This window comes from Peribacillus sp. B2I2, from assembly GCF_041261685.1.
Classification (GTDB): domain Bacteria; phylum Bacillota; class Bacilli; order Bacillales; family DSM-1321; genus Peribacillus.
The window spans coordinates 671,063-683,199 of the sequence record NZ_JBGCCB010000001.1 but is presented as its reverse complement, the minus strand read 5'-3'; the positions used below and the strand labels follow the sequence as shown (position 1 = coordinate 683,199).

Annotated in this window: 13 protein-coding genes; 2 read left to right on the top strand and 11 right to left on the bottom strand. The window is 40.0% G+C overall.

What is annotated here, in order from left to right; genetic code table 11:
* Nucleotides 1-20 precede the first annotated feature (20 nt).
* A complete protein-coding gene (locus ABIE66_RS03410) occupies nt 21-581 on the bottom strand; it encodes a thioredoxin family protein (protein ID WP_370013861.1) in 561 nt (186 codons plus the stop codon).
* Nucleotides 582-794: 213 nt separating this feature from the next.
* On the opposite strand from ABIE66_RS03410, the gene ABIE66_RS03405 reads away from it, so the two are divergent.
* Both ABIE66_RS03405 and ABIE66_RS03400 read left to right on the top strand, forming a co-directional pair.
* On the top strand, nt 795-1,646 hold the full coding sequence (locus ABIE66_RS03405; RefSeq protein WP_370013860.1) for a GRP family sugar transporter: 852 nt from the start codon (nt 795-797) through the stop codon (nt 1,644-1,646).
* Between the two features lie 18 nt (nt 1,647-1,664).
* Nucleotides 1,665-2,450 (top strand): glucose-1-dehydrogenase, encoded by a 786-nt coding sequence (locus tag ABIE66_RS03400; protein WP_289323703.1) that lies wholly within the window; start codon nt 1,665-1,667, stop codon nt 2,448-2,450.
* A 148-nt stretch (nt 2,451-2,598) separates the two neighbouring features.
* Here the strand turns inward: ABIE66_RS03400 and ABIE66_RS03395 are convergent, their stop codons facing one another.
* From ABIE66_RS03395 to ABIE66_RS03350, 10 genes are all read right to left on the bottom strand, one after another.
* Nucleotides 2,599-3,951, bottom strand: coding sequence for an LLM class flavin-dependent oxidoreductase (locus ABIE66_RS03395; RefSeq protein WP_370013859.1), 1,353 nt, complete (start codon nt 3,949-3,951; stop codon nt 2,599-2,601).
* 16 nt (nt 3,952-3,967) lie between these two features.
* Entirely contained in the window at nt 3,968-4,819 is an 852-nt protein-coding gene (locus ABIE66_RS03390; RefSeq protein ID WP_370016970.1) for a MetQ/NlpA family ABC transporter substrate-binding protein, read from the bottom strand.
* A gap of 35 nt (nt 4,820-4,854) precedes the next feature.
* A complete protein-coding gene (locus ABIE66_RS03385) occupies nt 4,855-5,505 on the bottom strand; it encodes a methionine ABC transporter permease (protein ID WP_370013858.1) in 651 nt (216 codons plus the stop codon).
* Nucleotides 5,447-6,526: a methionine ABC transporter ATP-binding protein gene (locus tag ABIE66_RS03380; protein ID WP_370013857.1), complete on the bottom strand. Its 1,080-nt coding sequence runs from the start codon at nt 6,524-6,526 to the stop codon at nt 5,447-5,449. Before ABIE66_RS03380 ends, ABIE66_RS03385 begins: the two co-directional genes overlap by 59 nt.
* A gap of 44 nt (nt 6,527-6,570) precedes the next feature.
* Complete coding sequence (locus tag ABIE66_RS03375; RefSeq protein WP_370013856.1) at nt 6,571-7,404, bottom strand: MetQ/NlpA family ABC transporter substrate-binding protein; 834 nt, start codon at nt 7,402-7,404, stop codon at nt 6,571-6,573.
* Between the two features lie 89 nt (nt 7,405-7,493).
* On the bottom strand, nt 7,494-8,498 hold the full coding sequence (locus ABIE66_RS03370; protein WP_370013855.1) for an LLM class flavin-dependent oxidoreductase: 1,005 nt from the start codon (nt 8,496-8,498) through the stop codon (nt 7,494-7,496).
* A gap of 451 nt (nt 8,499-8,949) precedes the next feature.
* Entirely contained in the window at nt 8,950-10,092 is a 1,143-nt protein-coding gene (locus ABIE66_RS03365) for an amidohydrolase (RefSeq protein ID WP_370013854.1), read from the bottom strand.
* Nucleotides 10,093-10,106: 14 nt separating this feature from the next.
* On the bottom strand, nt 10,107-10,616 hold the full coding sequence (locus ABIE66_RS03360) for a GNAT family N-acetyltransferase (RefSeq protein ID WP_370013852.1): 510 nt from the start codon (nt 10,614-10,616) through the stop codon (nt 10,107-10,109).
* 23 nt (nt 10,617-10,639) lie between these two features.
* The gene (locus ABIE66_RS03355) at nt 10,640-11,410 is read right to left on the bottom strand and encodes an amino acid ABC transporter ATP-binding protein (RefSeq protein ID WP_370013851.1); all 771 of its coding nucleotides are present in this window, start codon (nt 11,408-11,410) and stop codon (nt 10,640-10,642) included.
* A complete protein-coding gene (locus tag ABIE66_RS03350; protein ID WP_370013850.1) occupies nt 11,407-12,117 on the bottom strand; it encodes an amino acid ABC transporter permease in 711 nt (236 codons plus the stop codon). Before ABIE66_RS03350 ends, ABIE66_RS03355 begins: the two co-directional genes overlap by 4 nt.
* Between the last annotated feature and the right edge of the window lie 20 nt (nt 12,118-12,137).

Below are 12,137 nucleotides of genomic sequence, written 5' to 3'. Positions count from 1 at the left end.
GCAAGAGTCATCCTTAAAATTCAAATTCCCCCCAAAGCTTCCTTGATACTGCTGTATACTTCGTCCCATAGATGCTTTTCTTCGGAAAAAGCTGCTGTTATCTTTTTAATAACTTCTTTTTGCTCTGCCTCGAAACGTTCATCATCCTTGGCAGGCAGGTCAGACCTCAACTCCATTACATACTCTTGTACCTTTGGTGCACGAGGTCCCCAAACAGCTTTTTCTTCACCATTCTTATCAATGAATATAAAGATGGGGATCGAACGCGCTGTTCCATTCGTTAAGTATTGATCCATCAGTTCAAGATTTTGATCTCGTAAAACCATGCGAGTTTCAATATTTGCCGCTTCAGATATATTCAGCAATATAGGAATATTCATCATCGCGTCTCCGCACCAGTCTTCAGTAATGACAATGGCTCTAAGTTCCTTCGTCTTTAATGCATCAAAGAACCCTTGGTCCTCTGCAGAAATGGAAAAGCCCTCCTGAATCGATTGTACGTTTTCTTTATGAACTTTCATCGAAGATACAAATTCTTTAGCAGGAATCCCCTTTTCAAACCATTCATTCAGTGTCGTCATACTATTTCTCCTAACTATTTTTACATTAAAAGTACCATAAACCAATTATTATTTCATTGTTTCCACACTGAAAAATAAAATAACAAATTGGTAAATTAAAACCATGTTTTCTTTCCCGTGTAGAGGGAAAACTCTAAATACATTCAATAGCTTGGTAACTACCTATTTTATATTTATTAAAACATTGTTTTTTAGTTTAGGAGATGAAATTTTGTGGAAGGTTTTCTCTTTGCGCTACTCCCTGCATTGACATGGGGCAGCTTAGTGCTTGTTTCCGAAAAACTCGGAGGCAACTCTTATAATCAAACGCTTGGCATTACAATCGGGTCATTACTGTTCGCCATCATGATGTCTTTCATCAATCCGCCGGAATGGAACAGTCTAGTGTGGATTGTCGGCATCATTTCCGGGATAGGCTGGGCATTCGGGCAGTTATTTCAATTCAATAGCGTCAAGGAAATCGGGGTATCGAAAACCGTTCCAATCTCAACAGGACTGCAAATTCTAGGAAATACATTCTTTGCGGTTATCATTTTCAGGGAATGGAATGACAGGATTACAGTCATCATCGGCATTGTTGCAATAATCTGTTTGATTACAGGTGTCTTGCTGACGAGCTACGGCGATGGTGATAACAAAAAAGCAGGTAGCATGAAAAAAGGGATTTTTTATCTTGCCATTTCAACAGTGGGTTATGTTACATATGTCATTGTAGTCAGATGGAATGAAGTTGACGGATGGTCGGCGATCCTGCCTCAAGCAATTGGCATGTTCCTAGCTGCCCTGCTCCTTTCCATCAAACATAAACCGTTTAATAAGTATGCCGGACGAAATATTCTAACTGGAATCATGTGGGCAATCGGCAATATCGGTCTCCTGCTCGCTAATCCAAAAGTGGGCGTTGCCATCGCTTTCTCATTTTCCCAAATGGGAATCGTCATTTCGACTTTAGGCGGCATCTTTCTTTTAGGAGAGAAAAAGTCCAAAAAGCAAATGGCCTTCGTCATCATCGGATGTGTACTCGTAATTACTGGCGCAATCATGATCGGCTTTACAAAAGAATAGTCAAAGGAGAGATAATTGATGTATGAAGATTTAGAGAAAAAAGTAGTCGTGATCACTGGGGCGGCAAAAGGGTTAGGAAAAGCCATGGCCGAAAGGTTCGGTAAAGAAAAAGCACATGTCGTATTGAATTATCACACTGAAAATGGCGACCATAAGGAAATCATCAAGACGATTGAAGCTGCCGGCGGGAAAGCCGCAGCCATTCAAGGAGACGTTTCAAAGGAAGCGGATGTGAAGAAATTGCTTTCATTCGCTGTGGACACCTTTGGTACAATCGACATCATGATCAACAATGCCGGTATTGAAAATGAAGTGCCAAGTGAAAAATTGACACTTGAAGATTGGCAGAAAGTCATCGATGTAAATCTAACGGGTATGTTCCTGGCTAGCAGGGAAGCCATCAGTTATATGCTTGATCATGGTATTAAGGGGAATATCATTAACATGTCTTCCGTTCATGACCGGATTCCTTGGCCTCATTTTGTCCACTATGCAGCAAGTAAGGGTGGAGTGAAGATGATGACAGAAACCCTTGCACTTGAATATGCCCCTAAGGGGATTCGCATTAATAATATTTCTCCTGGCGCAATCGACACACCAATCAATGCCGAAAAATTCAATGACCCAAAAGCTAAACAAGAAGTCATCGACCTGATTCCGATGGGATATATCGGAAAACCGGAACAAATTGCCGCTTGTGCTGCTTGGTTAGCTTCCGCTGAATCAAGCTACGTAACGGGCATGACCTTATATGCTGACGGCGGAATGACCAAATATCCAGGATTCCAAGCAGGAAAAGGCTAAACTTAACTAGCTTATTAGCAAGAAACATTTATGTATATGGATAGGAGAAAAGAATTTGAGGGACTGGGATTTCTCCTATGTCCCTCATTCCTTTGTCCTCACCATATATATGAATTTAATGGCTTCTAATGAAAATGCGAGATAACCCTTATTCCAAATAATTTGCTATTTCTTCATTAACAAAGCGATTTTTTGGTTTCTTTAATCCAAGGTGATCACGGAGAGTGTCTCCTTCATAGTCCAAACGGAACAAACCCCTCTCCTGTAAAATTGGAACAACCTTCTCGACGAAATCCTCTAAGTCGCCTGGTAACAGTGGAAATTGAAGCATAAAGCCATCTGCAGCTTTTTCAGTAAACCATACCTCCATTTCATCAGCTACTTGTGTTGGTGTACCGACAAATCTATCTCGTCTGGCAGGACTGAAAAATCTCGCATATAATTCACCCACTTTTATGTCCTCTTCACCAATAATTTTCTTCATTTCATTAAAGTTACTTTGTATGCTATTTACTGATGGAAATTCAACATCCTTCGCTGGTGTATCTAAAGAATATTTTGAAAAATCTACGTTGCCCATATAACCAGAAACGAATTTCAAACTCTCATAAGGGTCGACGAGACTTTGGAGTTTATTGTATTTTTGAATGGCAATTTCCTCGGTTTCTCCGATAATAGGGGAAATGCCGTGAAGGATGTGGAGCTCTTCCACGCTTCTTCCAAAATCCATTAAAGACGATTTTAATTCTTGATAATATCGTTTGGATTCTTCAATGTTATCCCAATGGGTGAAAACGACTTCGGCTGTTCGAGCGGCTAACCGCTGCCCTGGTATAGACGCACCCGCTTGAATGATAACCGGCTGCCCCTGCGCCGAACGTGCAATATTCAACGGACCTTTTACCGAAAAATAGTTGCCTTTATACCGAAGCTCATGCACTTTATCAGGATTAAAAAATTGTCCCGTTTCTTTGTTATGCACAAACGCATCATCTTCCCACGAATCCCATAATCCTTGGACAACGTCGATGAACTCCTCCGCTCGTTCATAACGATGATCATGTGCCCAATGTTTATCACGACTGAAATTCAAGGCCGTCTCTCCGGTCGCATCAGCTGTAGTAACAACATTCCATCCCACCCGTCCGCCGCTTATATGGTCAACAGAAGCAAATTGGCGAGCGAGTACATATGGTTCACTGTACGTTGTAGAAGCTGTCGCCCCAATGCCGATTTTTTCTGTCGCTGCAGCTAATGCTGTAATTAGTACAATCGGATCAAATCGATTAAGTATTTGAGGATGCGATTCATGATTAATGGCCAAGCTATCTGCCACAAAGGCAAGGTCAAATTTCCCTTTTTCCGCAATTTTCGAGAGTCTTTGCAAAGCTTTCACATCAATACTTGCATTCGGATTTGATGCCGGATGCCGCCACGACGCAACATGCATACCTGTTCCAATCAGATAAGCAGCTAACTTCATCTTTCTGTCTTGAGCCATTCTAATCTCTCCTTCCTTATTTATTAGAATATATCTCCTTATAACTGCTCAATTCTTTCAAGGTAATGAATGTTGGAATATAGTTTCCATTGTAAGTTTCTTCAATAAATTTAGCCGTTTTCTCTGATTGATAGAGATCAACTAATTTTCGGTAAATTTCATTGTCTTGATCTTCACTCCTAGCCGCTATGATATTAATATAAGGCTTTGCAGTACTACTTTCATAAATAAGAGCATCTTTTAAATTTAGTCCCGCTTCTACCGCAACTCCATTATTAATCACCGAACCAGCTGTATCTTCCATCACACGTGGGGCACTGGCACCATCGACAGGAACAATTTTGATTTTCTTCGGATTTTCCTTTATTTTGTCCTGTCCACCATTCCCGTCAAAGTCATCCACAACCTTTAAGAGTTTTGCTTCTTGTAATAGCAATAAAGCTCTTCCCCAGTTAGCTTGGTCATTGGGCACAGCAATTTGTGCACCATTTGGGATCTCTTCCACCGATTTATATTTGCTTGAATACAAACCGAGAGGAGCAATAATTGTAGTCCCAATTGGAACGATGTCTGTATTATTTTTCGCATTAAATGAATCTAAATAGGCAACATGTTGAAAGGCGTTGATATCAATATCCCCTTCTGCCAGCGCTTCGTTCGGATCATAAGCCGATGAGAAATTAACAATTTCAATTTCCACCCCTTCTTTTTCAGCCTGTTCCTTTAAAAATTCCCATGTTCGAAGTTCAGAATTTCTAATCCCTACCTTCACTTTCGTTTGTTTCCCTCCTGCATTCGTTGAATCACTCGAGCAACCTGCCAATAACACCCCCAAGATAAGCAGTATAGGTAAAATACATTTTTTCATCATTCATTCCACTCCCCCTCTGTAAACTACCGCCACTACACTCTTCTAATTTTCCGTTCGAATATATTTCCTAAACTTTGTACTCCCTGAACAACAATTACTAGAATTACAACGGTGACGAATATCGTAATAGTGCTAAAGCGTTGATAACCATATGTTATCGCTACATCTCCAAGTCCACCGCCACCTATAGCTCCTGCCATTGCTGTAGCGCCCACTAAACCAATTGTTGCAGTTGTTATACTTAGAATTAATGACGCAAAAGCTTCAGGCATTAAAAACTTGAAAATAATTTGTAACGGCGTTGCTCCCATGGCTTTCGCGGCTTCAATAATGCCTTCATCCACTTCCAATAATGAATTCTCCACAAGTCTTGAGATATATGGGCCAATATGAAGCACTAGTGGCACAATTGCTGCTGTCGTACCAATCGACGTACCAACAATTAGTCTTGTAAATGGAATAATCGCCACAAGCAAGATAATAAACGGAATCGACCGGAAAATGTTTACAATCGGATTCACTATAGAAAAAATAAATCTATTTTCATAAATATGACCTTTTCTTGTTACAACCAATAAAATGCCTAAGAATATTCCAATGATGCTTCCAAAAAAAAGTGAAATACTAACCATGTACAGCGTTTCCCACAAGGCGTTTAAAATGAGCTCTTGGCTTACTTCCATCGTTCGTCACCTCCTTCACTTTGACATTTTGACTCTTTATAAACTGTAATGCCCGATCAATTTCATCTTCATTTCCTATTATTTCAACAATTAAATTACCAAATGGGATGCCTTGTAACTCAGTAATATTGCCGAACAGAACGTTTATTTCCACATTAAACCTCTTCGCTGTTTTTGAAACGATAGGCTGCCCAGAGCTCAATCCCAAAAAATCAATTTTAAAAATCCGGCTGAAATAGGCATCCTCATTGAGCAATCCATAAACACTTGATGGCACTTCATCGCGAACAACCGATCGAATGAAGTTACGAGTTGTTTCTGTTCGCGGACGGGCAAAAATATCGATCACATTTCCTGATTCAATCACGCTCCCATCCTCCATCACTGCAACCCGATTACAAATTTCTTTAATCACTTCCATTTCGTGCGTGATAATTAGAATGGTAATTTTATATTCTTCATTTATCCGTTTCAACAGATTCAGGATTGATTTTGTTGTTTGTGGATCCAATGCCGATGTTGCTTCATCACATAATAAAATCGAAGGGTTTGTAGCCAAAGCACGGGCAATCCCGACACGCTGCTTTTGTCCACCTGATAGCTGATTTGGATAGTTCATTGCTTTGTCTTCTAGACCAACAAAGCGGAGAATCTCATTAACTCGTTCTTCAATCTCTTTTTTCTTTTTTTTACTTAACAATAATGGCATCGCCACATTATCAAAGACTGTTTTGGAATTAAGTAAATTAAAATGCTGAAAAATCATGCCAATATTTTTCTTAGCTTCACGCAAATCTTTTTCAGACATCTTGGCAAGATCTTTTCCTTCTACAATCACTTCACCTGAAGTAGGATATTCCAGTAGATTCACAGTTCGGATGAGTGTACTTTTTCCGGCTCCACTAAAACCGATAACCCCGAATATATCCCCTTTTTCAACGGTTATATTAATCTCCTTTAACGCTTCAATTTTTTTCTCCCCGTCATCAAAAATTTTTGAAACCCGGCGAAATTCTATCAAAGTGGCCACCTCCTCTTTTTAACTAGCTTGGTATAGAAACCCCCTTAAAACGCGGGCACGACGGCTCCTTCATATTGATCTAAAATAAATTCTTTGACCTTTTCCGTCGTTAATGCATTCGCAAGTTTTTGGATCGCTTTATCGTCCTTATTGTCTGGACGAGCAACTAAAATGTTAACATATGGTGAATCCTTCCCTTCAATTATCAGTGCATCATCGAGAGGTTTTAACCCTCCTTCCAGAGCATAGTTTGTATTAATGGCCGATGCTTCCACATCATCTAGCGAGTGAACTAAAAGAGGGGAATCTACTGGAATGAATTCTATTTTTTTATCATTTTTTGTAATGTCCTCAATCGTATAACCCCCTGACTTAGAAGCATCCAACTCAATGATATTATTTGCCGCAAAAAGCTGTAACGATCGCGAAAAGTTTACTGGATCTTTCGGTACGGCTACTTTCGCTCCGTCTGACAATTCACCTATAGACTTAATTTTTTTGGAATAGACACCAAATGGTTCAATATGTACACCCTTCACATTAACCAAATTCAGACCACTATCTTTATTTACTTGCTCTAAGTACGGGGTATGTTGAAAGAAGTTTGCATCCAATTCTTTGTCTGCTGTTTGTTGATTCGTTTGAATGCCATCCGTAGAAATCACTACATCCAGTTTCACGCCTTGTTTTTCTAAATCCGGTGCGACAAACTCTAAAATTTCTGCATGTGGTATTGAGGCTGCACTAATTTTCAAAGTCACTTCCTCATCCTTGTCTCCTTTACTCTCCGATGATGTTTGCTCATTACTTCCACAAGCTCCCAATATCAGCAATACTACTGTTAAAACCGTTACGGACAGCCATTTAATATTCTTCAATGTTTCTCGCTCCTCTTTTTATCCTTTTATATTGGAATAACAAATATTTATCAGCTGCTTCATGCCCGCTGGAATCTTTTCTTTTCCTTCTATATGACAGTCTCTTCCCCTAAGAGAACCGGACTCAACAACTGAAAAGACTGAATCCGTTCTGCTTCTGTTCGAAGCGGTGTATGCAAAATAAATTCATCCACTTGAAAAACTTTCTGAAGTTCCTTTAAAACCCCGTAAACATATCCTGGAGTCCCAGCAATAACACTTGCGCTCTGCTCTTCTATTTCGTAAGCTTCACCCGCCTGCTTCTCAAATGACTCAGCCTGCTCACGTGATTGAACTGTCAGCGTCCGGCCACTTTGAAGATGAACTTTAAATAGTTTTTGTTCGCTTGCCAGCTCCTCTGCTTTTTGTTGGGTAGGAGCTGCCACAACCGCTACTGATACGATAAAACGACCTTCTGGGTACTTGCTTCGGTAAGCAGAGGACGCTTCATACAGCATGGTATCATCACTATTAATAAATCTGGCGAATACAAAATCCATTCCGAGGTTAGCGGCTAGTTGAGCGCTGTCTGAACTTGCACCAAGCAGAAAGGTTTCTGGCTTTTCAGGCGGTATCGGTGTTGCTTGAATACCAGAGAGCAAGTGATCATCATTAATCGAATTTTCAATAAACTTTTGCAATAAGGATGCACGTTCCCCAAAATCTTTTCCATCATTTACAGTTCCAAATTGTAAGGCCTTTGTTGATAAAGGAAATCCACCTGGTGCTTTACCAATGCCAAGATCTACCCTGCCCGGGGCAAGAGTGGATAAAACATGAAAATTTTCAGCGACTTTATAAGGACTGTAGTGCTGAAGCATGACACCTCCCGAACCTACACGAATGGATGTGGTTTTCGATAATAAATAAGAAATTAATACTTCCGGTGAAGATCCAGCAACTTGTTCCATATGATGATGTTCCGATACCCAAAAACGGGTATATCCCCATTCTTCAGCTTTTTGAGCTAGGTTTACGGTTTGCTTAAGTGCATCAACTGCCGAATTCCCAGGAAAAATGGGGCTTTGATCTAATATTCCAAGCTTAAAACTCATATGACATCTCTCCAATCATTAATACCGAGTTAACAAATCGAATTAGTTGTTTTAATGTAATTGAAATTCATCCTAACATTGTAAACAAGCACTTGACAACACCTTATTTGATAGAAAAATTTATTTAATTGATAAAAAAATTCTATCAATTGCTTATGAATTTGGAATGCCTTTGTCTAATAATTAACCATGCTCTCGCCTATCATGGTTTGAGATCTATTCTTCTTACCGCTATCAAAATAAGATTCATCATTGAGAGGAAGAGAAAAGGAGAGAGGAGTCTATGAAAAGCTGGAATGAAAGAATGAAGAGTGGCTATGTATGGAAGGTAAAATGGGGGGAACGTTCGCATCATGACTATGCTTGAAATCAAGTTGGAACGAAACCTTTGGAATTACAACAACAAAGGTACTAGGCACGAAATCGTGTCTGGCACCTTTGTCATGTATATTCACCACTTACCATGGTTATATAATAAATCCTTGGCACTTTCAAATAAAAAATGAGCGGCTTTAATAATGGAATTTTCATCAACAGTAAAAGCTGGATGATGCCAATCTTCGTTTCCGTTTGTACCAAAAAAGGCAAAGGTACCGGGGATATGTTGAAGGTAATAAGCGAAATCTTCACCACCCATTGAAGGTTCTGGATTGATTACATGTAATGATTGCCCCAAAGCAGACCTGCTTGCCATCTCTGTGACAGCTGGATGATTATGTAGCGCGGGGGGCCCAGGAAACCAATCAATCGTAGCTTCCTGTGAAAAAGCAGCGGCGATATGATTCACAATCGAATAAAACTTATCCTTTATTTCTTCGCGGATTGTAGATTCAAAGGTTCGTATCGTTCCTTCTAGTGTGACGTTACCGGGAATCACATTCCAAGTGTTTCCCCCTGTTATTCTCGTTACACTCACCACAGCACTTTCTAGTGGGGAAACATTCCGGCTGACGATAGTTTGAAGAGCCGTAATAAGCTGGGCCGCCGCTGCTATTGGATCCTTTCCACTATGAGGGATGGCCGCGTGACTCCCCTTACCTTGAAGAACAATTTGAAAACGGTCCACCGCCGCCATTAACGGACCTTCTTTTATCCCTATAGTCCCAACAGGTAAATTCGGTTTATTGTGCAGCCCAATTATGGCCGCTACATCGCCAATTTGACCATCTTTTATCACATGCGCCGCACCCCCACCTGATTCTTCTGCAGGTTGAAAAATCAATCGCACGGTACCGTTCAGCTCTGATTGACATTCTTTTAAAAGGTAAGCAGCGCCAATAACGGCTGCGGTATGGAAATCATGGCCGCACGCATGCATTACTCCTTTTACTTTCGAAGCAAATGGAAGCCCAGTTTGTTCCTCAATCGGAAGAGCATCGATATCCGCTCTTATGGCTACGGTAAGTCCGGGTTTACCACCCTTTATATCTGCAAATACACCTGTTTTCAATACTGTATTACGGATCTCAATACCCTCTTCCCCGAGCCACTTTTGAATCGATTTTGTCGTTTCGAATTCTTCATTTGATAACTCCGGATATTGATGTAAATGGCGCCGTATCGATATTAAGCGCTTTTCCAGCTCTCGACTCATACAGTCGCCTCCTTCTAAAAATCTAAGCGATAGCATTTTACCAAAATATCATGATTTTGAAATTCTTTCGTTCGATCCCGCTTAAAGCCAAACCATTCATATAGTTTAATGGCTTTATGCATCTTATCAGTGGAATGTAGATACAAACTGGACGCACCTTGCGATTTTGCATAATTTACACTAGCTTTTAATAATTCCTGTGCGATACCGCGTCCCCTTGATTCGGGATGAACGGCCAACAACCGAATGATTGGTGAAAAAATCTCAAGTTCCGGCTTTTCATATGCTTTTTCAGATGACTGAAAAAGCTGTAATGTACCAAGGATATCCTGATTGCACTTTGCAACCAACACCTTATCAACATGTGGATTATCCACCGAGGATTCAATATTATTTAAATATCCTTCCCAAGCTTCCGGGTTCGAATATTCATGTTCATATTGTTGATAACTTTCTACCAATAAGCGGCGCACCGTCTCTTTATCTTCTTCAATCAATTCATCGACTACGATTGTATTAATCATACGTTCTCCTTTGGCTCCTTCCTTTAATTGACCTTTTCTTCTAAAAACGATAAGGAAAAATCTCTTGATATCCGGTTTAAAAATTGTCGTGTTCGATCTTTCTTTGGAGCATTGAAAATCTCCAATGGTGACCCTTCTTCTACAATGACCCCGCCATCCATGAATAGAACACGATCCGATACCTCTTTAGCAAAACTCATTTCATGGGTTACAATTACCATCGTGATGCCTTCCTGTGCAATTGCTTTTATGACAGAAAGCACCTCCCCAACCAACTCAGGGTCGAGTGCTGACGTTGGCTCGTCAAAAAGAATGACTTCCGGATTTAAAGCAAGTGCCCTAGCAATTCCAACACGTTGCTGTTGCCCTCCTGACAATTGTGAAGGGAAATGGTTATGCTTATCTCCTAAACCTACTTTTTCCAACAACAGCTCACTTTCCCGTTTCGCTTGAGCTTTCTTATATTTTCTTGTAACAATTAAGCCTTCCATTACATTTTCCAAAACAGTTTTATGAGCAAATAGGTTATAATGCTGAAAAACCATCGCCGATTGTCTTCTAAGGGACAAGATTTCCCTTTTTGTCGCCTTCTTAGACTTCACCTGTATATCTCCTACTTGAACCATTCCCTCATCTGGTTTCTCCAGAAAATTCAAGCATCTAAGCAAGGTTGTTTTCCCAGAACCACTTGGCCCAAGAATGGTAACTACTTCTCCCTTAGCTATTTTCAAATTAATACCTTTTAAAACGGGCTGCTGGTTAAATGATTTTTTTATATCTTTTAAATAAATCATTGTACTCCTCCTCGATTATAGGCTGTGGCCTTTTTCTCAATTAAAAACGAAAGACCTTCTGCAATGATTGTGAGACCCCAATAAATTAAACCAGCAGCGATAAAAGACTCCAAAAATTTCAAATTGGTGGATGCAACAATATTAGCTGCTCCTGTCATTTCTTTTTGCGATACAATGAAAGCAATGGATGACGTATGCAGAAATCCAATGAAAATATTCGTGAAATTCGGGATGGACTGAGCAATGGCCTGTGGCAAAACAATTCGCGTCATGGCTTGAAACGAATTCATACCCACGGAATAGGCTGCCTCCATTTGGCCAATGGAGACACTGATAATTCCCGATCTGAATATTTCTGATAAATAAGCACCCGCACTCAACGATAAGGCGGTTAAGACAAATAAAATAATCGGAATGGAATTAGATTGTATACCCAAATCAAATTTCTTAGAAATTTGATCGATTAATAATGGAAAACCGAAATAAATAAGCATTATGTGCATGATAATCGGTGTTCCTCTAAAGAAGGAAACATAACCATTTGCAACTCTACATAGAAATTTCACTTTATATATCCTAATCAAGGCAACAGCGAGACCGATAATAAAACCTGCAGGAAGAGGAAGCATCGTTAAGATAAGTGTGATCGGAAGTGCTTTAATAATCTCCTTAAAAGCAGTCCAAATAAATAGAATATCAATCGTCAAGTCCTTCCCTCCTCCCTTTG

Excerpts from the sequence above, each read along its gene's own strand:
- ABIE66_RS03410 (WP_370013861.1), bottom strand. The coding sequence starts at position 581 with ATGACGACACTGAATGAATGGTTTGAAAAGGGGATTCCTGCTAAAGAA.
- ABIE66_RS03400 (WP_289323703.1), top strand. The coding sequence starts at position 1,665 with ATGTATGAAGATTTAGAGAAAAAAGTAGTCGTGATCACTGGGGCGGCA.
- ABIE66_RS03395 (WP_370013859.1), bottom strand. The coding sequence starts at position 3,951 with ATGGCTCAAGACAGAAAGATGAAGTTAGCTGCTTATCTGATTGGAACA.
- ABIE66_RS03390 (WP_370016970.1), bottom strand. The coding sequence starts at position 4,819 with ATGAAAAAATGTATTTTACCTATACTGCTTATCTTGGGGGTGTTATTG.
- ABIE66_RS03385 (WP_370013858.1), bottom strand. The coding sequence starts at position 5,505 with ATGGAAGTAAGCCAAGAGCTCATTTTAAACGCCTTGTGGGAAACGCTG.
- ABIE66_RS03370 (WP_370013855.1), bottom strand. The coding sequence starts at position 8,498 with ATGAGTTTTAAGCTTGGAATATTAGATCAAAGCCCCATTTTTCCTGGG.
- ABIE66_RS03365 (WP_370013854.1), bottom strand. The coding sequence starts at position 10,092 with ATGAGTCGAGAGCTGGAAAAGCGCTTAATATCGATACGGCGCCATTTA.
- ABIE66_RS03360 (WP_370013852.1), bottom strand. The coding sequence starts at position 10,616 with ATGATTAATACAATCGTAGTCGATGAATTGATTGAAGAAGATAAAGAG.
- ABIE66_RS03355 (WP_370013851.1), bottom strand. The coding sequence starts at position 11,410 with ATGATTTATTTAAAAGATATAAAAAAATCATTTAACCAGCAGCCCGTT.